The 25,252-nt window shown below is 47.1% G+C and carries 23 protein-coding genes; 7 read left to right on the top strand and 16 right to left on the bottom strand.

Going from position 1 to position 25,252, the window contains the following annotated elements; translation table 11 throughout:
* Window positions 1-526: 526 nt before the first annotated feature.
* The 3 genes from AB4Z29_RS23450 to AB4Z29_RS23440 all read right to left on the bottom strand — a co-directional run bounded on the left by AB4Z29_RS23450 (window position 527) and on the right by AB4Z29_RS23440 (window position 3,348).
* Window positions 527-1,084 (bottom strand): eCIS core domain-containing protein, encoded by a 558-nt coding sequence (locus tag AB4Z29_RS23450; RefSeq protein ID WP_441945406.1) that lies wholly within the window; start codon window positions 1,082-1,084, stop codon window positions 527-529.
* A 109-nt stretch (window positions 1,085-1,193) separates the two neighbouring features.
* A complete protein-coding gene (locus AB4Z29_RS23445; protein WP_441945405.1) occupies window positions 1,194-2,255 on the bottom strand; it encodes a Gfo/Idh/MocA family protein in 1,062 nt (353 codons plus the stop codon).
* Window positions 2,248-3,348, bottom strand: a complete 1,101-nt coding sequence (locus tag AB4Z29_RS23440; protein ID WP_441945404.1) for an FG-GAP repeat domain-containing protein — start codon at window positions 3,346-3,348, stop codon at window positions 2,248-2,250. The genes AB4Z29_RS23445 and AB4Z29_RS23440 overlap by 8 nt, the downstream gene beginning before the upstream one ends.
* Before the next feature lie 128 nt (window positions 3,349-3,476).
* Here AB4Z29_RS23440 and AB4Z29_RS23435 point away from each other — a divergent pair, with 128 nt between their 5' ends.
* Together AB4Z29_RS23435 and AB4Z29_RS23430 are read left to right on the top strand one after the other, a co-directional pair.
* Entirely contained in the window at window positions 3,477-4,319 is an 843-nt protein-coding gene (locus tag AB4Z29_RS23435) for a helix-turn-helix domain-containing protein (RefSeq protein ID WP_441945403.1), read from the top strand.
* 304 nt (window positions 4,320-4,623) lie between these two features.
* Window positions 4,624-5,973, top strand: a complete 1,350-nt coding sequence (locus AB4Z29_RS23430; RefSeq protein WP_441945402.1) for a lytic polysaccharide monooxygenase — start codon at window positions 4,624-4,626, stop codon at window positions 5,971-5,973.
* A 300-nt stretch (window positions 5,974-6,273) separates the two neighbouring features.
* Here AB4Z29_RS23430 and AB4Z29_RS23425 read toward each other — a convergent pair whose 3' ends face one another.
* Complete coding sequence (locus AB4Z29_RS23425; protein WP_441945401.1) at window positions 6,274-8,106, bottom strand: UbiD family decarboxylase; 1,833 nt, start codon at window positions 8,104-8,106, stop codon at window positions 6,274-6,276.
* Between the two features lie 170 nt (window positions 8,107-8,276).
* Window positions 8,277-9,473 carry an MFS transporter gene (locus AB4Z29_RS23420; protein ID WP_441945482.1) on the bottom strand — a complete coding sequence of 399 codons (1,197 nt, stop codon included), beginning with the start codon at window positions 9,471-9,473 and terminating at the stop codon, window positions 8,277-8,279.
* Window positions 9,474-9,676: 203 nt separating this feature from the next.
* Here AB4Z29_RS23420 and AB4Z29_RS23415 point away from each other — a divergent pair, with 203 nt between their 5' ends.
* A complete protein-coding gene (locus tag AB4Z29_RS23415; protein WP_441945400.1) occupies window positions 9,677-10,258 on the top strand; it encodes a TetR/AcrR family transcriptional regulator in 582 nt (193 codons plus the stop codon).
* Between the two features lie 254 nt (window positions 10,259-10,512).
* Here the strand turns inward: AB4Z29_RS23415 and cysC are convergent, their stop codons facing one another.
* On the bottom strand, window positions 10,513-11,127 hold the full coding sequence (gene cysC, locus AB4Z29_RS23410; RefSeq protein WP_441945399.1) for an adenylyl-sulfate kinase: 615 nt from the start codon (window positions 11,125-11,127) through the stop codon (window positions 10,513-10,515).
* A 17-nt stretch (window positions 11,128-11,144) separates the two neighbouring features.
* A complete protein-coding gene (locus tag AB4Z29_RS23405; protein WP_441945398.1) occupies window positions 11,145-12,170 on the bottom strand; it encodes an AraC family transcriptional regulator in 1,026 nt (341 codons plus the stop codon).
* 172 nt (window positions 12,171-12,342) lie between these two features.
* Here AB4Z29_RS23405 and AB4Z29_RS23400 point away from each other — a divergent pair, with 172 nt between their 5' ends.
* Entirely contained in the window at window positions 12,343-12,924 is a 582-nt protein-coding gene (locus AB4Z29_RS23400) for an NAD(P)H-dependent oxidoreductase (RefSeq protein ID WP_441945397.1), read from the top strand.
* A gap of 97 nt (window positions 12,925-13,021) precedes the next feature.
* Here AB4Z29_RS23400 and AB4Z29_RS23395 read toward each other — a convergent pair whose 3' ends face one another.
* The 5 genes from AB4Z29_RS23395 to AB4Z29_RS23375 form a co-directional block, all read right to left on the bottom strand.
* The gene (locus tag AB4Z29_RS23395; RefSeq protein ID WP_441945396.1) at window positions 13,022-13,612 is read right to left on the bottom strand and encodes a TetR/AcrR family transcriptional regulator; all 591 of its coding nucleotides are present in this window, start codon (window positions 13,610-13,612) and stop codon (window positions 13,022-13,024) included.
* A gap of 58 nt (window positions 13,613-13,670) precedes the next feature.
* The gene (locus AB4Z29_RS23390; RefSeq protein ID WP_441945395.1) at window positions 13,671-14,099 is read right to left on the bottom strand and encodes a VOC family protein; all 429 of its coding nucleotides are present in this window, start codon (window positions 14,097-14,099) and stop codon (window positions 13,671-13,673) included.
* A gap of 180 nt (window positions 14,100-14,279) precedes the next feature.
* Complete coding sequence (locus tag AB4Z29_RS23385; protein WP_441945394.1) at window positions 14,280-15,992, bottom strand: helix-turn-helix domain-containing protein; 1,713 nt, start codon at window positions 15,990-15,992, stop codon at window positions 14,280-14,282.
* Between the two features lie 97 nt (window positions 15,993-16,089).
* The gene (locus tag AB4Z29_RS23380; protein ID WP_441945393.1) at window positions 16,090-17,040 is read right to left on the bottom strand and encodes an ABC transporter substrate-binding protein; all 951 of its coding nucleotides are present in this window, start codon (window positions 17,038-17,040) and stop codon (window positions 16,090-16,092) included.
* A gap of 152 nt (window positions 17,041-17,192) precedes the next feature.
* Complete coding sequence (locus tag AB4Z29_RS23375; RefSeq protein ID WP_441945392.1) at window positions 17,193-19,112, bottom strand: serine hydrolase domain-containing protein; 1,920 nt, start codon at window positions 19,110-19,112, stop codon at window positions 17,193-17,195.
* Window positions 19,113-19,421: 309 nt separating this feature from the next.
* On the opposite strand from AB4Z29_RS23375, the gene AB4Z29_RS23370 reads away from it, so the two are divergent.
* Both AB4Z29_RS23370 and AB4Z29_RS23365 read left to right on the top strand, forming a co-directional pair.
* The gene (locus AB4Z29_RS23370; protein WP_441945391.1) at window positions 19,422-20,309 is read left to right on the top strand and encodes an ATP-binding cassette domain-containing protein; all 888 of its coding nucleotides are present in this window, start codon (window positions 19,422-19,424) and stop codon (window positions 20,307-20,309) included.
* Window positions 20,306-21,094 (top strand): ABC transporter permease, encoded by a 789-nt coding sequence (locus tag AB4Z29_RS23365; protein WP_441945390.1) that lies wholly within the window; start codon window positions 20,306-20,308, stop codon window positions 21,092-21,094. The genes AB4Z29_RS23370 and AB4Z29_RS23365 overlap by 4 nt, the downstream gene beginning before the upstream one ends.
* 198 nt (window positions 21,095-21,292) lie before the next feature.
* On the opposite strand, the gene AB4Z29_RS23360 is transcribed toward AB4Z29_RS23365, so the two are convergent.
* A complete protein-coding gene (locus tag AB4Z29_RS23360) occupies window positions 21,293-22,087 on the bottom strand; it encodes a TetR/AcrR family transcriptional regulator (RefSeq protein WP_441945389.1) in 795 nt (264 codons plus the stop codon).
* A gap of 391 nt (window positions 22,088-22,478) precedes the next feature.
* On the opposite strand from AB4Z29_RS23360, the gene AB4Z29_RS23355 reads away from it, so the two are divergent.
* Window positions 22,479-23,108 (top strand): transmembrane-type terpene cyclase, encoded by a 630-nt coding sequence (locus tag AB4Z29_RS23355; RefSeq protein WP_441945388.1) that lies wholly within the window; start codon window positions 22,479-22,481, stop codon window positions 23,106-23,108.
* On the opposite strand, the gene AB4Z29_RS23350 is transcribed toward AB4Z29_RS23355, so the two are convergent.
* From AB4Z29_RS23350 to AB4Z29_RS23340, 3 genes are read right to left on the bottom strand one after another with little or no spacing between them, the layout of a single operon-like run.
* Window positions 23,095-23,382: a hypothetical protein gene (locus AB4Z29_RS23350; RefSeq protein ID WP_441945387.1), complete on the bottom strand. Its 288-nt coding sequence runs from the start codon at window positions 23,380-23,382 to the stop codon at window positions 23,095-23,097. The two genes, AB4Z29_RS23355 and AB4Z29_RS23350, sit on opposite strands and share 14 nt — an antisense overlap.
* Window positions 23,379-23,993: a glycerol-3-phosphate acyltransferase gene (locus tag AB4Z29_RS23345; RefSeq protein WP_441945386.1), complete on the bottom strand. Its 615-nt coding sequence runs from the start codon at window positions 23,991-23,993 to the stop codon at window positions 23,379-23,381. Before AB4Z29_RS23345 ends, AB4Z29_RS23350 begins: the two co-directional genes overlap by 4 nt.
* Window positions 23,990-25,084 (bottom strand): glycosyltransferase family 2 protein, encoded by a 1,095-nt coding sequence (locus AB4Z29_RS23340; RefSeq protein WP_441945385.1) that lies wholly within the window; start codon window positions 25,082-25,084, stop codon window positions 23,990-23,992. Before AB4Z29_RS23340 ends, AB4Z29_RS23345 begins: the two co-directional genes overlap by 4 nt.
* Between the last annotated feature and the right edge of the window lie 168 nt (window positions 25,085-25,252).

Below are 25,252 nucleotides of genomic sequence, written 5' to 3'. Positions count from 1 at the left end.
ACCAGATGTTTACCTGAATATTATTTTCTTTTAGGACATTCCATGTACAAAGATTATTTCGGACCGAACATTATGCAGCATGGAGAACCCAACTGCGAACGCCAAAAAAACCTACATCCGATAGGAAGATAGGCTAGAGCACTAGTGTTGCATAAACCTTCAGATTTATTTAGTTAGAATATTCAGAGAGGTCGTTTCATACGTCTTAGCCATTGCCCCTATGGTTTCAACCATGTGTTGGCTACGCGGAACTACGTGATGTCGGTTACCCAATTTCATGCCCCCCACCACATGTAAACGCAGGGCTCTAACCGTTATTAATTCTACATAAGCCTCATACTTTTGTCCCTTTAACGCTGGCATAAAAAATGCACCACTTAGTATTTTCACCGGTTTAACCCTTGGGTTTTTCCAATGTCAATTCTAAGTGGCGCACTTCAGCATGCATATTCCAGACTTTTACGTATGTATAACTATTCCAAATAAATGGATCCGGTTCTTTCTGCTAGTCATGACTAACGAACGATTATTTAGTGCTGTCCATCTTGGCTGCCTTCGCTCCCATAATGTCCGCTTCATGCTCCAATCCGACATCATCGTTAATGGCCGCATCCTTCATTTGAACAGTCGGTTTCACCCTGCCTTGCTTCTGCTGGGCTACATGCCATGCCTCATGCGGCAAATGCTTTTCCTGACCCGGCCCGATATGTATATCCGTTCCTTGAGCATACGCGAGTGCGTTTACACCAGAGGGCTTCGCAGAATTGTAATGCACCTTCACATCATCCATAGCAAGACCCGAAAGATTCTCAACACCCGCTTTCAGACCATCAGGCATGCCGGTTTGATTTCCCTTTTTCTGAATCGTATTCTGAGCTTGATTGCCCGATTGCGATCTCATTAATTGCGTAACGCCCCGATTGCCAATTTTGCTCTGCAATTGCAGAAGTGCGCTTGGCTGCATCCCTGACACCTGCTGCGAAGGTGCGACTTCAGATGACAGGGAGCCTGGTGTGCTGTTAGATAAAGACTTCTCGGCTCCCGCGCCTCCGGATTTGTTTTTGTCCATCCTTTGTGATACCACGACCGGCACCTACTCTCTCGTAATTGATCTGCTAGCCTAATAGTATCACATCGGACGAGGTGCATCATAGAGAAATGATCAGGTTTTGCCAACTGGCTTCGTATATTGATCAACGCGCAGAATATGCAGACATAAGACGAATGTAATTTTCTGCAAGCTTCAAATCCTCAAGCGCTTCTTTGGCTGTGCAAATCCCTGTTGGAGCTCCCTTAACGGCTGCCAAAAAGTTGATTGCTTGCTTTCTCATCGCCGATACGTTAGGCATAATGGGCTGGGTTAATGCTGGCTGTCCATGACCGTTATCGGTCATTACCGACACCTTTCCTGCCAATTGCCTAGCTAATGGGGCAGGTAGCTCAACTTGAATATAACCTTTTTCGAAAGCTATGAATACGGTCTCATGCCATGCTATGCTCGTATGGTAAGCAGCCATTTCAAGGGACACACATACGCCGCTTTCACTTTCGCCAGTCAATAGAACGCCCGACCGATCACCGAATGTTAATTGATAGGGCTCACCCAACACATACCGTATCGCGTTAATTTGATGAATATAATAGTTGACAAAGCTGTCATAATTACGATTTTGCTGTTCAGAGAAATGTGGCGAGTACGGCTCCCACTCTCCTTCAGGGTAAGGCTCATCAGTCATAAGCGGCTTGTCCGCGCCCATCCACCAGTCACCCGGCGGCATTGAAATACGGACATAGCGCAGCTTGCCGTAATCACCGGAGATCTTCCAAGCTTCCACGCATGCTTTGGCGTACTCCATTGCCGGATCCGATCTTTTATGATAACCAACCATATGCCGCGTTTGCAGCTGCTCCCCCATACGTACAAGCTGTTCTCCTGCTTCTACGGTCAAGCAAAGCGGCTTCTCGGTAAGAATCGGCTTGCCTGCTCGCAATAAATCCGGGATGATAATGCTATGCTTTCGATATTGCTGCGGCGCTATTATAGCATCAAAGGAGCTCTCCTTCTCCAGCAAGGCTTGGTAATCATGATAGACCTGTCTAACGTTATATCGGGCCGCCACTGCCGCAGCCAGCATCGGGCGAGGCTCAACAATAGCCGTAATTTCGCAAAGCTCATCCAGCGCAGCATAATTAGCGAGATGCGCCTGCTGTCCCATGCCGCCAGTACCAACAAAAACAACCTTCACTTTATCCATTTAAGATGTCCTCCCATCCAAGATTCTCAAAAAGATAGAGCCCCTCCTTCCCTGGTGCGATAATATCCAGGTACCCATTGCCTGTCAGATCCTGCAGCCAGAAATAAATGCCAACACCTGAAGCCCCGTCCTCGGCTTGCCCAAAATCGATTACATGCTTCTCAAAACGCCCCTGATCGATTCTATAATAGTAAATGCCAATGGGATCGAACGCCCCCGGGTCTCCATCGTTATGCGCGCGGTAACGTTTTCCCGTTACAAGCTCAAGCTGTCCATCTCCGTCGATGTCGGCTAGCTGCATATCGTGGAATTGCGACCCGGCCAATTCGATATCATGTTTCTTCCATACGCGAGCACCATCGACCCCAATCTGCTGCTCCAGCCAAAATAACCCGTAATCATGAGCCGCCCCATAAATCAGATCGCAAAGCCCGTCTCCGTTTACGTCATAGCCCAGAATCGGAATGCTGGCAGCACCTAGGTCAAATTCCTGATGAAATACCCATGGTCCGGCATAAGGATCTTCTGGGTGCTCCAACCATCCCTTCTGCAGGACGACATCCATTCTCCCATTTCCGTTAATATCGGCAAAGCCCATTCCATGCCCGGCATTTTCGCTGCCGATTACTATCTTTGTGAATTGGCCAGTACCCTTGCCCAAGGCATCGCGAACAAGCTTAAAAAAGGCTTGCGGCTCGTCGATCGCATTAGGAAAAATTTCGGGAGTACCGCATCCGTCGATGTCATAAAACCGCAGCGTTTCCGTATGGCCCGTCGGACCCGCTTCTACGGTTTCCCATAACGTTTCCGTATCGCCTGGGTTTCTGCGCCACCGAACGGAGAGACTCCAGAATGATGCCGTAACGATATCCATTCTGCCATCACCGTCAACATCCAAGGGGTAGTCGCAAAAGTCATCATAATAGCCGTCTATTTCTGCAATATCGCAGATTCGATGCTTCTTCACGTAGTCGGGACCTTCATACCAATACGCCCCGCTAACAATGTCCAATACGCCATCACCATTGACATCAAACACAGAGCAGGCCTCGAAACGCTCGTCGGACAGCTTTCTTTTACGGAAGTTAAGCATTCCAACTATCTCCTTTCTTCTTATATTGCTATTTTCACAACCCTAATATATCCTATAATCTAAAAGGTTTTTATGTTCTTTCTTGCTATTCCAGCTCTTCATTCTTGCTTTTCTAAAGGAGAGTTCTCATGTATCGCTCAATTATTGAAAAGCTGCCTAAACTACAATTCGTTTCCCCGTTCACTTATTCCGCCAAGCCTGGCATGCATTACCCCTTGCATCACCATTCCGATCAGACCGAACTGTTGTTTATTGTTGACGGTCAAGCGAAATACGTCATTGATGGCATAAGCTATCGAGCAGAAAAACATCATTTTGTTCTCTTCCAGCAAGACCTTTGGCATGAGGAATGGAGCTTGCCGAACGAAGACATCGCGTTTTTCTGCGTGAGCTTCTCCGGTCTGCAGCTAACCGGTCTTCCGCCTAATTATTTGCTTGACCCCGAGAAACCAGCTATCTTCCATATGCCCACCTTCTCTACGGAAGCGCTTTCGATAATTCGAGAGATGTATGAGGAAGCAAGCAGCGGTGCTCCGGAGTCTGCGCTCATCGCTGAGCAGCAGCTTGCGATTTTAATTGCCCGATTATGCAGACATTTGTATTATGCGCCCTATGCCCCAGCAAATGAGCAAAACAACCGTGCCCATGTCGTTAAACTTGCCAAAAAATTTATTGCCGAGCATTATAACCAACCGCTTTCGCTAGCTGAAATTGCTAGATCGGTATGGGTAAGTTCCTCGTATTTAAGTCATTTGTTTCAAACAGAAACGGGTATAAGTCCGATACAATATACGATTCGCCTTCGCATGGATGCAGCCAAGCATTTGCTGAAAACAACGAACGATGCGGTTGAGCAGATTGCTGAACGTGTAGGATATTCGAGCGCAACCTCCTTTCATAACATTTTCAAACGTGAAGTTTCCCTAACTCCGGGAGAGTATAGAAAAAGCGTGGTGCATACGGTCAACTAACCGAATAATGAGTGGAGAATACTTCCAAAGACCTACAAGCAAAAGGCTGATGCTAGCATGCATCGGCTAGATTTTACGCTGCCAATTTTACCAATAACCCAGGAATTACGTATGTTTTTAATATTAATAAGGGATTTAAATACATATTTATTCGCATTTATTTCGATTAAATTTATATTAATCCAAAGTACCCTCATCTTTTTTCAGTTTATGTTGTACACTGTACACACACCATCATGTTGCCGCATACATCCTAAATTATATTTTTAGTCACTAATCTCACATCTCAAAGGAGGCAATGATATTGTCAACCATCCGTTTCAAGCACATGAAGGCTAGACAACTCTTTACTTACTGTACCATGGCACTTATTGCAGCGCTTAGCTTAACGCTTTTCTCGAATCTCGCTTCTGCACATGGATATGTAGAAGGACCTGCAAGCCGGGCGGCGCTCTGTAAATCAGGAGAAAATACGGATTGCGGATCAATCGTTTACGAGCCACAAAGCCTAGAAGCGCCAAAAGGATTTCCTGCCGCTGGTCCAGCTGACGGCAAGATCGCCAGCGCAAATGGCGCATTCCCTAAACTCGATGAGCAATCCGCTACCCGCTGGGCAAAGGTCAACCTATCCTCCGGCCAGCATACTTTTACTTGGAAGCTAACAGCCAACCATTCAACAGCAAGCTGGAAATACTATATAACAAAAGCCAACTGGAATCCGAATGCCGTGCTGAAGAGAGATTCCTTCGACCTTACACCATTCTGTTCCGTCAACTATGGCGGCGCTCAACCGCCATTCTCCTATTCCAACAGCTGTAATATCCCCCAGCGCAGCGGCTATCATGTCATTCTTGCCGTTTGGGAAGTCGCAGACACAGCCAACGCCTTCTATAATGTCATCGATGTCAATTTCAGCGGCACCAATCCAGTAGACACGCAAGCGCCTACAGCGCCGTCATCCCTCACATCCCCTGCCAAAACAGCAACAACCGTATCCTTGGCATGGAAAGCATCAACGGATAATGTCGGCGTCACCGGCTACAACATTTATAATGGCGCAAATGTCACTGCAACAGTTTCCGGAACGACACTAGCTTATCAAGCGACCGGCTTAACCTCGAATAGCGCTTATACCTTTAACGTCAAAGCAGTGGATCGTGCCGGCAACGAATCAAAAGCAAGCAACGCCATCACGGTGACAACGAATGCCTCTGTCGGTGTTGATACGCAGGCTCCGACTTCTCCAGGCGGGCTGCATGTCATGGGAGCTCCAACATCATCAAGCCTAATGCTGATGTGGAACGCTTCGACAGACAACGTTGCTGTAACCGGTTATAAAATTTACCGCGGTACGTCATTGGTCACGACCGTCCCTGCAGCTAATGCTTCCTATACGGTTACGGGTCTAGCTGCCAATACGACGTATTCCTTCAGCGTGTATGCAATCGACGCTGCAAACAATCAATCGGCAGCAAGCAGCATTAACGGCAAAACAGCTGCTTCTTCTACGGCTCCTGCTTGGTCAGCAGGGACGGCCTACAAAATCGGCACGCTCGTGACCTTTAAAGGCTCCGTATACGAATGCCGTCAAGCCCATACAGCTATTGCAACCTGGGAGCCTTCCATCGTCCCTGCGCTTTGGTTGTTGAAATAATTTACCTTTGCATCAGCAAAATGAATGACCGGTATGCAGCTTAATTGCTCCGTACCGGTCTTTTCTTTGTTTCCTGTTACCTTTATTTCAGACAAATCATTCGCCTTATACAATTGCTTCACTATCGAATTCGGGGAGGAAATATAGCTGAGCCGAGGAATAAAATGGTACGCATATGAGAGAGTTAAGGGATTATTCCATTGCGGTGCCGTGTGCCTTAAAATAAATAAAAGCGTCTGAGATCTATGGACCTCAGACGCTAGTAGATGAACAGCTTGCAGACTGCTGGAAGGATTAGATTTATAAAATCCCGCCTAAGCTGGCTCCTTTCGCGAACAAGCGCTCAATTCCCTTCTCCACTGCGGGATCGGGAATAAGAGGCGGCGCTTGATGCGGTTTTACGCGCGCATCGATAATCACATTGTCACATGCCCAATGCTTGTAAGCATAAGAGCTGTTAATGCCATAGATATCATGCGAGGGATTGCTTCGCGTAAATGCAGCCCATAAAAAGTTGTTTGTCGTTTCACTCATAAACGCACTATCATCGCAAAGAATGATCATCGGGCAAGTAGGCAGCTCGCCTCTCTCTGCTATAGCATCACATAAGCTATGCAGTTCATGCTGCGCTTCCTCATAGCTTTTAAAGCCCGAACCTTGAATGGCTACAATGCCCGGCATAATCAAAGCAGCTTTTCCGAATCCATTCAAGTTAATTAACGCATCGGGCACAGCTTTGCATAGCTCTCTTTTGCGTTCACCCGCGGCAGCGAATATGACCTTGCTTCCGGTATTGAGACCCGTGCCGGAATAATCAAGGGTATCGATCGTTGTATTCGTCTGGAAATGAATATCACGGCGCAGATCGATTCGCTCCAATATATAACCAAGGAAATCCTCGACATGATGCGTGTCCAGCTTCCTGCTCTCTTCCGCCGCTATGAATAGAAATTTAGCCAGGCTAAGCTGACCGGTTCCTAATATACGGTTGGCGATCGTAAGAATTTCTGCTGGCTGCTTGACTGTCTGGTACGGAGTATACCGCTCACTGCCAATGGCAAACAGCAGCGGATGCACGCCAGCGGCGTCAACGGCATGAACCTCTTTTACACCCGGAATTTCCTGCTTAATAGCACTGCCGGTCAATTCATGAATCAATGCGCCAAACGCCGTATCCTCTTGCGGTGGACGTCCCACCACTGTAAATGGGTAAATCCCGTTTTGCCTGCCATATACTTTATGTACCCGCATTACCGGAAATGGATGGGTAAGGCTGTAATAACCCAAATGATCGCCAAAAGGTCCCTCCGGCTTCGTTTCTCCTGGGTGAATTTCACCCGTGATGACGAAATCAGCATCATGGCTTATGCAGAAACCATCGATATAGCTGTAGCGAAAGCGACGGCCGGACAACAATCCCGCAAACGTAAGCTCGCTCATGCCTTCAGGCAATGGCATAACGGCAGACAGCGTGTGCGCTGGAGGACCGCCAATGAAAATACTAACCTTAAGCGGCGCGCCTTGCCTATTCGCTTTATCTTGGTGAATCCCGATGCCGCGATGGATCTGGTAGTGAACGCCAACCTCCTTATTCAGCACGTAATCGTTTCCATCGAGCTGAATGCGGTACATTCCCAAATTGGAATTCATTATTCCCGGCTGGTCCGGATCCTCTGAATATACTTGCGGCAGCGTCACAAACGCGCCGCCATCTTCCTGCCAATGCTTGATTAAAGGCAGCTCAGCAATGCTGATTTCGTGCATGGAAGCAGGCAGGCCGCCGGACTTTTTCAATGGAAGCGCATTTTTGGCAGCCCATCCCGCACCGACATGCTTTAACGGGTTCTTCATCGCTTTCATCGGATCATTCCGAAGGGCAATAACGTCCTGCACCGATTCCCACGTATCGCGGAAGATAAACTTGCTTCGCTCTACCGTACCGAACAAATTCGATATCGCCCGGAACTTTGAGCCCTTTACTTTCTCGTACAATAAGGCAGGACCGCCAGCTTCAAACACTTTCATATGAATGGCAGCCATCTCCAGATGAGGATCAACCTCTTCATGAATCCGGATCAAGTGCCCATTTTTCTCCAAGTCGATGACACATTCCTCTAAATTGCGATAGATCATTTTAATGCTCCAATCTATAAATAAATATGATGATGATCATGACATAGCCATTTGAATCTAAAGCGTCTTACTAGGTATTATAATATAAAAACAGCGTGCAACCAATCAAACAGCAGATAAAGCACCATAATAAAGCATATCACCCGTGACAATTCGTACACAAAGAGCGATTACCCGTCTGACCCAGACTGCATCGTGCAAGCCCAGAAAAGCAAGGCCAATGCGCTAACCGCTGCGCCTAGAATGCAAACAGCCAGCCATCCCCAATGCGCGTAAACCGTCGTCGCAGATATTGAGCCGGCCGCGCTGCCGAGTGAATAGAAAATCATATATGCCGCGGTCAACCGGCTGCGCGATTCAAGTCGTAAATTCATCAGCATGCTTTGACTCGTCACATGCACCGCTTGTACCGCGAAGTCCAATGCAACGACACCGATAATTAGAAAAAATATGGAATGCCCGGTAAGCCCGATTGGCAGCCATGACGCTAATAATACGGCTAGTGCTATTCCCGTTGTTCGCTGTCCGAACCCTTTATCGGCCCAGCGCCCTGCCCTTGCAGCTGCTAGCGCGCCAGCAACGCCGGCAAGGCCAAACGCTCCTATTGCAGTATGGGACAAAGAATGCGGTGGAGCGCTAAGCGGAAGTACTAGCGCCGTCCACAAAACGCTAAACGCGGTAAATAAGAGAAACGCCAGTACTGCGCGAATTCGGAGCACTCGCTCCTCTATGAATAAGCTGAACATCGATTGCAGCAGCTTAGGATAGGACAATGGCATGACAACATATTCGCGATGCCTCGGAAGCATTCGATACATGACGATCGCAACCGTTAGCATCAACCCCGCAGATACCAAATAAACAGACCGCCAGCCCGCTAAATCGGTTAAAACACCAGCAAAGGTTCTTGCTAACAAAATACCCATGACGATGCCGCTCGTAACCATACCAAGGACCCTTCCACGCTCGGCTGGTGCAGCAAGTGCAGCTGCGAATGCTACAATTACCTGAACGACTACCGCAAACAATCCAATGACCGCCACCCCAGCCAGCAGGACCATAACGTGACTTGCAATCGCTGCCGTCAATAATCCGAGGACGGACAACAGCAGCAAGCCGATTACCAATGAACGTCGTTCCAGCATATCGCCAAGAGGCACGAGTAAAAACAACCCCAGTGCGTAGCATGCCTGAGTAACCGTTATGACTATCCCGATGGAAGAATGAGGGATGCCGAAATCATTCGCAATTGTTTCCAGCAATGGCTGCGCGAAATAAATCGTTGATACCGCAAGACCGGCGGCGAATGCAAACATTACTGTCAGAATGCGCGGCAGCGCAGCCGCCTGTATGCCCATTGGAGACATAGCCTGCTTGCTTTGTTTTTCGCTTGAAAATTCCAATCCCCACACTCCTCTAAAACCTAATCGTTTATTATCATTTACCGATCGGTATGTTATAATATCGATTAATATACGTTTTAGTTGTCATAAAGTCAACAGATTGACAAATGATAAGCTATTCACATAAAATCTTTATTAACCGATCGTTATGAAAAGAAGGTGGACTTATGGTACGACTCCGTGAATTCGACGAGCATAAAGTACTCGATGCCGCGATGCATTTGTTCTGGGAGAAGGGGTACGAAGCTGCCTCATTAAACGATTTAACCGCAGCAATGGGCATTCAGAAGCCAAGCATTTATTCCGCATTTGGAAATAAAGAAGAGCTGTTCGAAACCGTACTGCGCAAATACACACAAATGCATGCTTCTGCTGCACGAGCCCAGCTGAGCAGAACCGCCTCCGTAAAGGAAGCGTTTCGCGGATATTTTGAACAGATCGTCGCGCAGGAATCAGGCACGGAACCTAGCCGTGGCTGCTTCTGTATCAATACGATGGTTGAGCTTGCCCCCCACCATGCCAAGTTTGAGATATTGACTAGAGAGCATCAGAACTATTTGGCTGCACTCTTCGAAGAAACGATTAAACGCGGGATTCGCACGGGGGAATTAAACGAGTCAATGAACGCACAGGCCGTTGCGCAATCGCTGCTTATCGCCTTAATTGGACTAACCGTATTGCTGAAATCACGCCCTGAGCCTTCTTTTGTCAGCAATGCAATTACAATTACGCTTACCCTGCTGCATTAGCGCACATGCTGTTTGATGATAATGCTGCAGCCTCATTATGGCTTAACTTGCTTGCTTTCTTACTCTCTTCACTTGCATATCGTATGAATTAACATTCTTTGCTGAACATAAAAATAACCGTTTCTTTAGAAGTCGCTTGTCTTGCCTAGCAACTTCTAAAGAAACGGTCCGATGCTTAGTTGAAGCTGGGGAAACGGCCGCCGGCTGCTACGTCTTTTAGCACCCTTCGCTTGCCGTACCCTTCCTATCCCAGCTTACCCTTCAGCTACGAATGCCCTTAACACCACTTTCCTCCATATCGTATCGACTGTTTCATCGATGGTCAGCTCATCCGTCTTCACGATAACCTCTGGGTCGATCGGTTTTTCGTAAGGGGACGTGATGCCGGTAAAATCCGTTATTTCATCAGCCCTTGCCTTTTTGTAAAGGCCCTTCGGGTCTCTTTGCTCACAAACTCTCAACGAGCAAGAAAGAAAAACTTCAAAAAATCGGTCCGCTGGGAATAATGACCGTGCTTGATCCCGATCGATTCGAAACGGGGAAATCGCGGCTACGATTACGACTAAACCTGCATCAACAAACAGCTTTGCCACCTCACCGAGCCTGCGAATGTTCTCTTTGCGGTCTGTCTGGCTAAAGCCAAGGTCACTGTTTAGTCCATGCCGCAGATTATCCCCGTCCAGTATAAACGTATGTATATGATGACTGAATAATCGTTTCCCAAGCTCGCTTGCCAACGTAGACTTCCCCGACCCGGATAATCCCGTAAGCCAGATAACACCGCCGCGATGCCCTTTTAATGACGCATGATTGTCTAGGCTAATCGTGCTTTGCTGCCAAGTTACGTTTCTCTTCTGTGTATTTGTCAAGCGCAGCGGCTCCTTTCTTACTTCTTGCTCGTTTGCTCTTGGCTCAGAGCAGTACGGTATTGCCTTGGAGTCAACCCCGTCCATTTCTTGAACGCGTTTTGGAAAGCACTCGGCTCCGAGAAATGCAAGGCATAAGCGATTTCACCAACCGAATATTCGCGTTTCTTAAGGTACCCTATCGCCATTTCTTTGCGAACGAGAGTAGATAAATCGTTGAAGGTCGTTTTCTCTTCCTTTAGTTTCGACTGAAGAGTACGTGTACTCGTCCCGAACGATTCAGCAGTCTGCTGCAGCGAAGGAAAAAAAACGGGCATAGATCTTCTCATCCACTGAACAATTTGCTCGGATAACACGCTATCCTCGGTCAGCTCAATCCTCGTTTCTTCAGCAATAGCCTCAAAGACGCTTCTTAATCTAGCATCGGAATACAGTATGGAATAATCGAGTATTTCCTTTCCCATTCGAATGACGTTGCTAGTCGAACCAAATTGGGGAGCTATTCCAAATACAGGAAGATACGGCGCTATATTTGGCGGAGCTTCGTGCTCAAATGTAATGCCATATAACGGAATACGCCGATTGCTAAGCCTTCCGATTAATCGGTAAAGTGAGCTAGCCATATCCTCTACGCAGTGTCGGGACATCTTTCCCGGATGCTCCAAATACAACCTTATAGCCACTTCATCCCCCATAACTTCCCAGCTCAGATTGAAACCGCTGCAAAGAATGACATTGTATCTTTGATATGCAGCCAGTGAATCGGCGATCGTATTGGAATGCATCATTACGTATCCAAGAATACCCAAGTCTACGAATTCAGTCATAGCGCCTTGATGCAATCCAAAATAGTCGTCCTGCGTGAAATCGGCAGCCGCAATCATTAATCGCTCCAATTCCTCGCCCGCAATTCGCCCTTCCACGTCCTGCAGCAAGCTTGCATCGAATGAAGCATAGCTGCAATAGCGATCCGTCTCAAATCCCTTGTGAACAATAGATTTCATGATGGGATACACCATTGAAACGGCGACTCCATGACTCTTCAAGCTTTTTCCTCCTTTGCGCGAATCATCACCATTTCTGCGCTGTTGATCATTCATTTATTTTCATAATCGCTTTATGCTAATTGTAGGGTTGCACCATTATATTATATCGAAAACAAGCATAATGGACAGCGTTCATCCCGATAAACAGCCTAAACACAAAGGAGAAATAAATATGAAATCGAAAATTCTCGTCATCAACGGACATCCTGATCCTCAAAGCTTCTGCTCGGCACTTGCCGAGGCATATTCCGGAGGCGCTGTGGGGAGCGGCGCCGAGGTACGCAGAATTGACCTCAGCAAGCTAGAATTTGAGTTGAACTTGAAATACGGATACCGCCAAAGAACGGAGCTTGAGCCAGATTTATTGGAGGCACAGAAGCTCATTAGCTGGTCCGACCATATCGTATTCGTGTACCCCACCTGGTGGGGCGCAATGCCTGCGATTCTAAAAGGCTTTATCGACCGGGTATTCTTGCCTGGCTTCGCCTTCAAATACCGCGAGAATTCCAGCCTATGGGATAAACTGCTAAACGGGAAATCCGCGCATCTCATTGTCACGTCCGATACACCCTCCTGGTACAACAGGCTCATCTACAGACGTGCCGGCCATAACGTAATGAAGCGCAACATTTTGCAGTTTTGCGGCATTACCCCTGTTCGCATAACCGAGGTCGGACCCGTCAAACCTTCTACCTCGGAGCTTCGGGAAAAATGGCTGAAAAAGGTGAGGTCGCTCGGTTCAAAACGATTTTAACTACTTATTTAGCGCAAGAAGGCCGCCTATGGTTATAAAGGCGGCCTTCTTGCACTAATCCTTTGGTTCCAGTGGATCTAGACTGATTCTTGCTCCATTAACGCAGCCCGTCTAGCAATCTTCTAAGCGTATGCAAACAATCATCCAATGCTGCATCCGCTTCTTCCGCGTCCGTTTTCTGAGCGAGCCAGAGCGCTGCTTCATTTAATGCCCCTGACAGTAAATGCGTTGCTGCATCGAGCCGGATGTTCTGAAGGGAGCCTTGCAGCTGCATCAGCTCCAACTGACCGCGCAAGAGCCTCATGGATTGCTTCGCGTCAAGCTGTCGCCACTCCTCCCATCCAAGCACGGCCGGCCCATCGATCAGCATGATTCGCCTATTAGCCGGCTCAGTAGCTGCCGTCACAAAGGCCCGGCATCCAAGGTACAGCTGCTCGAACATGTCCTCGCTTTGAGAGGCTTCCTCTTCGATACACTGCGCAACCTCTTCCTGAACGGATGCAAGCACAACTCGAAACAAGCCTTTCTTATTCTCGAAATGATGGTACAAGGCGCCTCGGGTAACCTCTGCGCTTCTAGCTATTTCCTCCAATGAGCATTCGGCATAACCATGATCGGTAAAATGCTCACGAGCAATTTGCTTAATCTTGTTTATCGTAATCGCCGTATCCTGCTTATTTCTTTTCATTTAGCTTCCTCTGTCTCCTTCAGACATCCTCTGCTGCATGCTGGAGCAGCTCCTAGCCCTAATCCGCTTTCTTCCAGACTACATCCAGGTAATGGGAGCTCTCTTCGACCGAAGGCGGAATGATCGTTATCACGTCTATTAAAACACCTCCGGGATCGGACATTATGAAATGGCGCTGCCCGAAATCTTCATCCCTAATATCCTGTACGAGCGACAGCTTCGCATCTATTATTAAGCGCTCATATTCCTTATCTACATGATCAACTTCCATGTTTAGAATCAATCCCTCCGCTTTCTTGCGATATGCCTCAGGAATCGTTGCATGGTCAGCGGAAAGCAAGGCCAGCTCATATCCATTTTCACTGCGCAGGCTAACGTACCAATTCGATTCATAAACAGATTGGAAGCCGAAATACTGCTTATAAAATTCAGTGCTTTGAGCTACATTTTCAGTTAAAACTACGGGATAGAAACCGTTCATTCTCATGCTCTCATTCTCCTCTATAAAAGATAATATCTTTATCACAATTTAACATACATACTGTATGTATGTAAACAGTTGTAATCAAGCAGTGCAAAAAACCAAGCTTCATCTTTACGAAGTTTGGTTTTACATGATTCTTACTATTTTAATTAGCCGATCGACTACCTGCGCACACGCTAACCATTATTTTGCATGTTCGAGAGCTACACGCGCCACGGAAAACGATGAGGCGTTATCGCACATATCGGAACGAAAGCGCAAGATGCTCGGCATGGCGTACAGCAGCCGGTCCCGCGTGACCGGATCATCGAAATTCCATGAGCTGTCGGCTATATGGTATCGACCTTGCTGTACAGCTTCGAGAGTCCTCCATTTGGGATGATCCATTAACCATAGCATATGTTTATTATTGATCTCCCTGGGGTCCGCGAGCAGAAATAACCGATCACCTTCTAAATCCGAAAGATTGTCAACCTCGATCTTACGGAAAGCGTCGCCGCTGGCATGTATATCCAAAGCAGAAATCGATGCTTTAAAGCCCTGCGGATGATATAAGCTTGCCGCGAAGCCCGACATTCCCATCACATAAAGCTTACCCATATGCAGAAGCACGACGGAAGCCGTTTCACCGGGTCTAATTCCTGAAGCGCTACTCGCCCACATCGACTGCCATCGTCTCTCATAACCCTCGATCCACTCCAATGCCTTATCGCTCATCCCTAGCAATTCCGCGACTGCGAACAGCCTAGCATAGGTCTTCTGATTGCTGTCAAGAATGGCAGTGGGGGCGATTAAGCCGAGCTTCTCATGATGACGATGCAGCTTGCTGCCTAATATAATTATATCAGGACGAAGCTCCTCTATGATAGCTGGGTCCCCCAACAGGCCAACATCGGCTACACCATGCAGAAGATCGCCGAATACAACTTGTCGCCCAATTACCGTAAGCTCTGCGCCGACAGGCTTAATTCCGAGAATCAACAGCTCCCCCAGCGTATAGCCGGTCACAACGATTCGTTTTGTTCTGGCGGATGGAAGCACCGTAGACGGAACAGTACCAATCTCAGCGGCAGGCGTCCTGCTTAGCTTTGCGTATAGCCCGGGAGGAATTCCGATCCTTTTCGTAAAGCGCCTATTGAAATAATATTCGTCGTTAAACCCAACTTGTCTAGCGATCTCACGTAGTGGCTGCTCATTGCCTTCCAGCAGCTGCTTCGCTTTCTCGATCCGCAAATCATTCAAGTATTCCAGCGGTTTTTTCCCCATCGCCAACTGAAAAGCCAAACTGTATTTCGAGCGTCCCATGTCCGCCATTTGGGCAAGCTGATCGACGGTAACTTGATCTAAGTAATGTTCATTCAAATAGCCAACGGTTAAGCGAAGCCTATCCGATTCATCAGCAGACGACAGCTTAATCGCTTGCTCGTTTAATTCCAGAAGCAAACAAATAATTTCTTGCAGCCAAATAAGCTGCCTCATTTTCCCAGCCTGGCTTGCTTGGGCTGATAAAGGGCGAAGCCGTTTAATCGGCTCGAGAAGCCGGGATGCCGGAGAAGCAATGAGCGGCCGATAGTAAGGCCACTGCTTATCAACAATCGGCAGCGGCGCACGATCGCCCCAGCCGAAAACATCAAAGGACACCATATAGCCCTCTATCTCAGATTCGCCTGCATGCCATTCCATTTCACTTCCCGGAGGGAGTAAAATGCACGTACCCGCTTTGAATCTCCATTTGGTGTCAGCAATTCGGTACATGCCTTCTCCAGAAGAAAAAGCAATAATTGCATGCCTATCACAACTGATTGTTAAATCATTATGTTTATCGACTTGCAGATTACGAAGTTCCGCAAGCGAGAACATTAGCGATAAAGTTGAATTCGATGAATTAAGCTGCATATGATGCCTGCCTCAATTGAGAATTATTATCAATATTGTATACAAAAAAGGCAAGCGATTCAACTGTTTCGTTGAAATATCGCTTGCCTATTCATCTTTATTCTATGCCCATTATTTTTGGCAGTTCATCCAAAAAACGCTCCATTGTTATCGGGTCACTGGCGTTCCAGGAAATGCTGGCTAGATAAGCATGATTGTTTTTGACGGCGGGAATGGATTTCCATAGCGGACTCTCGATGAGCGCCTTCGCCGCCTTCTCATCTTCCGTGCCTGGCGCACTTAGCAGAAACACATGATCACCGGCAAAATCAGGGAGAACCTCACGGGATATCAGCGAGAATGGCTCCGCCTTGTCTATTAACGCCTGTACCTTTTCACTCGCGCTAAATCCTTGCGGCTGGTACAAAGACATCGTCAGGCTGAAATGGCCCATGACATAGAAATCGCCTGCGAGACTTAGATAAACAGTCGCGGTTTCACCCGGCTTCAGGCCAATTTTCTCCCATGTTGCTTTCGCCTTGCTCTCATAGCTTGTGATCCAGTCCTCCGCCACTTGCTTCTTGCCGACGATGTCTGCCACTTCGCGAATGCGGTCATACGTGACGGCATCTCGGTTGAATACAACCGTTGGCGCAATCTTGGACATATCTTGGTAAATCTTCTCCTCGTCATCCCCGCCGTATCCCGCCTGCAGGATAAGATCCGGTGCGAGCTCAATCACTTTCTCCATGTTATGCGGGTAACCGATATCGACTACGCCTTCCAGTTCGCTTTTATAAACATAAGGCTCTCCCAGCCAGTCGTTGCCCGCCGGCTTAATGCCTAGCGCAAGAAGATCGCCTGGAATATCGCCGAGTATGACGATTTTTTGGGGATTGGTCGGTATGGTCACTTCATGGCCGCTGAAATCCTTATAGACGCGAGTGGTAGGTTGTTCCGCATTCGAAGCCGCCGATTCGTTATTAGCATTTGAACCGCAAGCAGCCAAGGCGCTAACGGATAATAGCAAGAAGCAAAGAAGAACAAGCCTAGCGTGTTTTTTGTACATTGGTCAAACCCCTTTATCGATTTAATTGAGAACAATTATCAATATAATCGAAGCAAAGAATCCTGACAATGGATAAAAATCACACAAGCTTTTGTACAAAACGTGATTTGCTCTTACCTATCGTCCCCTTACAAAAGCGGACTCCGCAACTTTTAACGATAAAACTGCCAAATAACGAGCAATGCAATTAAAACAGCCAGTAGAATAACGGATAGCCATGCAAAAGCTGCTTCTTTGAACGTCAAGTTCGGATGCTTTTTATACCAATAGATCAACAATAAGCCTGTCAGCAAGACAGCCAACACGGTAAATACATCATTCATGATGATGTGAACGACGATTTCCGAATATGCACGTTCATAATTGCTTAGCATGCGAAGGGCAAGAATAAGATTATTCGCGATAAGTCCGGTACCAACCAAGGTTAACCCTTTAACGATTTTGCCAAATAAGGCTTGCTCTCTCGATTTCAATCGATTCTTTTTCCTAAACAACAATGACTGGATAAGCATAACGATTGGCGCCATGGCAAAGTAAAGCACTGAAACGGCTGCAAGTGCAGCATAACCGGCAAGCAACGCAGTCGATTTGAATTTGGGCAGCGGGAGGTATTCGGTTGTATAAGCCGTTATTTTGTCAACAGCATGATCCGTAACCTTGAAGTGCAGCTGCATAAATACGTCAAGTGAAGAATCGCCGCGTACCTTTTCATAAAGATAAGGCTTTACTTGCTTGTAATCCGCACTCATTCCTGCGAGAGAAACCCTTATTTCATTGGACTCCAACGGAATGACTTTAAGCAGCGTGAGATAGGCATATACGTTCATAAAGCCTTCATATGGTCGCCTTGCTGTAACGTAACTTCCTTCCAGCTCTTGCGGGTCAGGCATTTCTTCTACTGATTCTGGGTAGCTTCGCTGCCCTAGCAGCTCCTTCATCAAGCCATGAACGATAGGGGATTCAGCCGATTGGTTCGTCAGAATCACTACAGCGAACTGTTCCTCCGGCACAAGCTGAAGATTGCTGGAGAATGCAATGGTATTCCCGCCATGCCCGACTCCCTTATGCGCACCTGCATATTCCCAGAAGCCGTGCGCAATGCCAGGCATATCTTTATCAGCCGCATAGCTTGTAGAGAGCATCTCGCTAATCGTAGCTGGCTGAACGAATAAAGGAGATTGCTTACCGGCTTGGGGCATGAATGCCAGTGCAAACTTAGCCATATCCGCTGCCGTGCCATTATTGCCGCCATTCGGGTACATCGACATGTAATTCCATGATGCTGGCGTAAAAGATGATAGGCCAGTGTACAGATAGCCTTGTGCTTTGTTAGCTATTAGATCTGGACGATTCTCCAGCGTTGGATGCGCGGTCGATTGATTCATGGAAAGCTTGGAGAAAATATGCTCATCTACATACTCATGAAATTTCTGACCAGTAATTCGCTCAACAATATATCCAGCCAAAGAGGTCCCATAATTAGAATAAGCGACTGTCTCGCCAGGCTTTCTTACCTGTGCAGGCTCGGCAAGTTTTAGTCCTTCTTCAAGCGATCGAACATCCCCAGGAGATTGATAGGCCATATCGAACATGTATTCTTCGAAACCCGCATTATGATTCATTAAATTCAGCATCGTAATGGGCTCGTCATAGTTGAGCTTGGACAAAAAATCGTTGGGCAAATAGGTGCGAATATCCGCTTGAAGATCCAATTGGTTATTCTCCGCTAATTGCATGACCGCTGTCCAAACTGCAAGCTTGCTAATCGATCCCCATTCAAAAACGGTCTTCTCCGGGTTGATGGGTACCTGGTTCTGAACGTCTGCGTAGCCATAACCTTTTGACAATACTACCTCATGGTCTTTGACAACAACAATAGCTGCTCCTACCGTTGATTTGCCGATATATGCGTCCACGTATTGATCGACAAAAGCTTCCAGGCCAGATAACGGAATACCGGATGGGGTCGTATTGCCGCTCTCTGCCTTGACCACTCTGCCTGGGAAAGCATATAGACAGCCTGATAAAGCGAGTATTACTGCAAACCAGATTGCAATTGCTTTTTTCAACATGCTTCTTCCCCTTTCATACTAATTGGATGTCTTTATTTTGAACAAACAGAGTTCCAATATAGCATGACTGAGAAATCTAGTAAATTCATACAAATATTATTTTTTAATAAAATTCGTTTCGCATTAATCAAAAAAAGCTACCTGAATGAATTTTCGGAAATCCAATAACCAAAATCATGTTCCGCGGCACTTTTCGTAAATTAAGAGTACGGAATCTCAAATGGTAAAAATACCTCACATGAATGGTTGTAAATTAACTGAGTACAACATATACTGTTTATATTATACACTATTTATGAGGAGGAAAACATGAGTATGCTCGCCATTGAAACGATTGGACTGCGCAAAAAATTCGGAAATCAGGCTGTGCTTGACGGAATTGACATCCAAGTTCCTGCCGGCACGATTTATGCTCTTCTGGGGCCAAATGGAGCAGGGAAGACGACCTTGATCCACATTTTATCCACGCTAATCGATCAAGATGAAGGCACTGTAAAGATTGCCGGCTATGATCTCGCGACCGACAAGGATATGGTGAGACAGTCGATAAGTCTGACCGGGCAATTTGCCGCAGTCGACGAAGTATTATCGGGCGAAGAGAATTTACGCATGATCTGCCGGCTCTCTGGCTTAACGGCTGCGGAATCACGGAGCCGTACAGAAAAGCTGCTGCGCCATTTCGATCTTGTGGCAGCGGCTAAAAAACGCGTCAAAACCTATTCGGGAGGCATGCGAAGGCGGCTTGATATTGCGATCAGCCTCGTGGTCAAGCGCCCCATTCTGTTTCTGGATGAACCAACGACAGGGCTTGATACGATAAGCAGACGCTCCTTATGGCAGATCATTCTTCAGCTGAAAGAACAAGGCATCACCGTCTTCCTGACGACTCAGTACTTAGAGGAAGCTGATCAATTGGCCGATATGATCACGGTCATTGACAGCGGCCGCGTAGTTGCGACAGGAACGGCAAAGTCGTTAAAGTCGAGCATCGGCGGCGAAGTCATTGAAATTCGCAACGAAAATGATGACGTAATCCGCACCATGGCTACTAGCGGAACCCTGCTGGACATTAGTCAAGCTATGAGCGAGTTAACGCAAGATCTCTCGCCTGATATGCGCGTAAGTATTCGTAAACCGAGCATGGATGATGTCTTTATCGCACTCACGACCCAAGAAATGGAGAATTCCCAATCATGATGAATGCGACCTCCTCAATTAAGAGAGCCACTTTTGCCACAACAAATGCTGTATTTATCGGACGCAGCATACGGCATAGCTTGCGCAACGTTGAAGCATTGATTATGGCGATCATGCTGCCTGTCATGCTTATGCTGCTCTTCACCTATGTATTCGGCGGATCCATTGATCCAACCGGAAATTACGTCAACTATGTCGTTCCCGGCATTATTCTGCTCAGCGCCGGTTTCGGCTCATCCAGTACGGCAGTCGATGTGTCTATGGATATGACTAACGGTATCATCGATCGGTTTCGGACTATGCCGATTCGAAGCATGAGCGTAGTCACAGGTCATGTCGTCGCGAGCCTTGCACGCAACCTATTCGCAACGGGGATTGTTCTCGGGGTTGCACTGCTTGTCGGATTCCAGCCAACTGCAAGCTTTCTTGAATGGCTGGCAGCTTTAGGCTTAATAGCTTTGTTTATTCTCTCCTTCACTTGGCTATTTGCGGCAATCGGATTGATGGTTGGCAGTCCTTCCTCAGCTAGCGCTTATGGGTTCATCTTGCTTTTTCTGCCTTACTTGTCCAGCGCCTTCGTCCCAACGGATAACATGCCGAGCTGGCTGCAAGGAATTGCGAACCATCAGCCGATTACACCGGTCATTGAAACGATTCGCGGACTCCTTACAGGCACTCCTATTCTAAATAGCGGCTGGATTGCGATTGGTTGGTGCTTGTTCATTATTCTAGTCTCCCTCATCTGGTGTTATTGGGCTTTTCATCGGAAGACGGCTCGGAAATAAGCTCCTTGCACCACTGTTCCGAAGCACTGTTCCGAAAAAGTAAAAGCGAATGGTTAATCCCATAACATGCACTAAGAACCTTCAACACCACTTTTATAGTGGAGCTGAAGGTTCTTCATATTCTACGCATATACCAAACGGGAGCAGAAATTTAACTAACCGACTTTTGGAATAGCCTCTTTGACATGTCCATTTCTTTCAATCCGGCTGCTGCGTTTGCTTACGCTCAAGATAATGCTCAATACCGTCAAGAATTCGTTCTAGACCGAAATCGAAATCATCTCCTACCGTATTCTCGCTCTCGTTTTCCCCTGTGTATGCCCCTGACATGATAATAGGATGCAAGCTTGGAAACCGTTCAGCCTTAACCAGCTGCTTAAGCGCCTTACTGTAGCTAAGACCGCTAAAAACATCTGGGGTTCCTTCCGTTTGAATCATCCGCTGCATATCACGCTGAATGATTCCGCTTGATCGTGAATAGCTGCTTAGCAGGAGAAGAATTGACATTTTTTCGTAATCGTTCAAGGGAAAGTCACGCATGGATCTAAGCACCCAATCTACGAGCTGCAAGTTGTTTGGCGTTATGGGAACGCTTGAAATCGGTATGTCGCCAAACCAGGGATGATTGCAAAAAACAGCAATGCACACCTTCACATACTCCCGCATGCTTGCGCGCCAATCCGTTTCCGCCTCTTGAGGAGGGATCGGAACATCGCATACCGCATCCTGCATGAGCAGAAGCAGATCGTCCTTACTGGCAATATATCGATAAAGGGACATCGTCGTAAAACCGAGTGAAGCTGCAACCCTGCTCATCGATACGCCGGATAGCCCGTCCCTGTCGGCAATGGCAATGGCCGCATCCACTATCTTTTTGATGCTTAGCTCGCCTTTAGGCCCTCGTTTCGACTGCTGCACGATTCCCCAGCTGAGCTTCGCCCCATTAGGGAAACCCTTCAGTCCTTCTTGATCAAAATGCTCATTGTTTTGCATAACTGCCTGCCTCCCCGAGAACGAACCGTCCGCGTAATTGTATACCTGATAAACAGTATATCACAACGAGCCATAACCTCGTAAATCGCTCTCCAGCTATGGTCTATTCGATTAGCTTGTTTCATATACATAGACAAGCAAAAAGCATGCTTGCATGTAAGAAGAAACGCCTGACGGCGTCATATCAATAGACGCCATCATTTTGGCGAAACGTATAGAGAAAGGATGAGCGAACTCATCTCCTTTCCTATACGTCAAGCGTAAACGGCTGTCGCCGTCCTCTGTGGCAAAGCAGTCGTTTCACGGAGATATATAAGCACATTTATATGTGAAACCATATAGATTCTTATATATGAACAAACACGCCAGGAAAGGATGCGGTCATCACCCAATGGAGCTTCAATTGCCGCTTGTCGCCACGTTTCTACTGCTGCTCGGAGTTGCTTTATTCTGGACAGTTGCCTACGTTCTCGTCATTTACAAAGGCTTCAAGGATCAGTTCTGCGGAATGCCGCTTGCTTGCATTTGCGCCAACATCACTTGGGAATTCCTGCTTACGTTCATCATGCCGTTTCATCCGCTTCAACAAATCGTAACCTTAATCTGGTTTTTACTCGACTGCGTCATCCTGCTCCAGTATTTTATTTATGTCAAAGCACCTTATCCCAAACGTACGATATACGCTTCCGTCGCCGGCTTGCTAGTCATTTCGTTTCTGCTGCATTACGGAAGTGCGATTGAATTCCATGACAAAATGGGCATTTATTCGGCCTTTTTCATCAATCTATTGATGTCCATCCTTTTTATTAAGCTGCTGCTTGCCAAAGAACTCCAAGGCCAGTCCCTTTCAATCGCTTATTTCAAAATGATAGGAACGCTCTGTGCCTCCATAATCTGCTTTGCACTTGATCCGCAATCCGTATTGCTCATGATTATGTATGTTTTGATTTTTATATTGGACATCCTCTACATCCTGCTTGTTTATCGTAGAACCGTTAGCACAGTACTCAAACCTGCATGAGCATCAATAACAAGAAGAATGAACCCAGGCCGCTTGCGACTGGGTTTATTATTCTTGCTCTTTTTGTTCTTATTATTCTTATTGTTCTTCTTGCCCCTCTTGCTCCTCTTTCTCTTCTTGCTCTTCTTGCTCTTCTTGCTCTTCTTGCTCTTCTTGCTCTTCTTGTTCTTTTTGTTCTTATTATTCTTCTTGCTCCTCTTGCTCCTCTTGCTCTTCTTTCTCCGCGCCTTTTCCGCATGCCATGCTCATTTGCTGCCGACTCTACCTTCTTCACTTGCCCCTAACGAGCGCTTTTTTCAGCCCTGCACTAATTTCAGACCGGTGGGTATAAATAAGAATGGCCATATTTCCGAGCCATACCCATTGTATCGCGGCAGGGAAGGCCCTTACGTACAAATAGAAGAAGAGAAGCAGCATGCCAAAGACAACCTGTAAACCATCGGTTTGCGCTGAGTGCTGCTTGCTTCTGTACAGCCAGCGTTTCACTGCCGCAAGCAGCGCGAGAATGATCGCATATGCCAGCGCGGCCTCGAACGCCGTTATGGCGCTCCATACCCCGAAGGTGACTGCAATCGCCTTGCCGCCCTTCCCTTTTAGGAATGGGCTGAGGGCATGCCCCGCTATAGGTGCCAAAGCAAGCGGAACGATTAGCATGCCTTCGCTGTAACCACTTCCAATGATGAACAGGAGAGGAAGATATCCCTTCATAAAGTCCAGCAGCATGCCGACAGCACCAAATTGATAACCGGCAGACTTCCAGAGGTTCATCGCTCCGGGGTTTCCGTCGCCTACGGCTTTCAGGTTTTTCTTGCGCAGCAGCGCGATCCAATAGGAGAACATAAGGGATCCGGATAGAAAGAAGCATACGGTCAGCACGATCATCATAATCCCCGCCTGCCTCTTACTTTGACATACCTTCCTTTCCATTTCACTTTCCCGAGTACAACGACCTGATATAGTGAATAACCCATAACGATAATAAAGAAAAGGGAAGAAAAGAAATGGAACACTGGAATCAGAATCCCAAAAACGCCTACGTACTTAGCGAAATAAAACAATTGCAGCATGTAAATGAGGTAGCCGACCATCAACGGCAACGCCCATGAGGTATGGATGAACAACCACACCGTATTCGACAGCAGGAGACCAATTGTCCAAATCGCGATAGGAATGACCGTCCAGAGGCTGAGCGTACCTGTGCTTAAAATAGCGCCTTTGCTTAAGCCTTCGATTTGGCTTCTAATGCCGGTTGGATACATTCGGAAGAAAACCAATCCATATCCGATGAAATTGGTTACGAGTATGCCCGCTTCCATAAATTTCGATCCGATAAGCAAATCATCCAGTACCTCGGACTTCACGCTCTCATGACCGTTAATCGCCTCGTAGTCCTCTCTTAAAGTTAGGATGCACGAGCCATAAACGCCTTTTTGAGGATTGCTTCTCTCGAATACAGACGTGAACGCAAATATCCCCAATATATTCATAATGAGCGCAAGCTTTTCATACAGCCTCTCCGTTTGATGGAACGGAACGACCGATATGACTCCCTTTGAGCGCTCCCTTGCCTTCATTAACAAAGCCAGCGCTTGTGGCGCAAGCCTAATATCCGCGTCCAGAAATGCGAAAGCATCTCCTTTGGCATGCAAATAACCGTTCCATACCGCCCAGCTTTTACCTGTCCAGCCCTGTGGCAAACTTTTGCCCGAAATGACCTTGACCCCATAGCGTTCCGCTATTTCTCTCGTCCGGTCAGTGGAGAAATCATCCACGACGATAATTTCGAAGGGCTGGTACGTTTGTGACTGGAGGGAGTCCAGCAGATAAGGCAAATTAAATTGTTCATTTCTAGCGGGAATGATAACGGAAAGCTTTCTCGACCTTTGTTCGGTTTCGTCCACTACAGGTATTGTATTTTTCCTGAACACGATAAAAGCAGATAGACAGCCGAGCAGCAAGAGCATGGTTATCCACATTTCTTTTCCCCCCTCTATATCTATATATGAGGGAACGATGCCCATTATAAGAGCGTCCTGCTAACATTATTGTTTAAGAAGAATCGGCTGACGGCGTCCTATATGGCAAAAGCAGTCATTTTGCGGAGATATATATGCACATTTAAATGTGAAAACATATAAATGTTT

The sequence above is a fragment of the Paenibacillus sp. 2TAB23 genome, from assembly GCF_052115165.1.
Taxonomy (GTDB): domain Bacteria; phylum Bacillota; class Bacilli; order Paenibacillales; family Paenibacillaceae; genus Pristimantibacillus.
The sequence above is the reverse complement of the archived record's forward strand: the minus strand, read 5'-3'. Positions and strand labels throughout refer to the sequence as shown.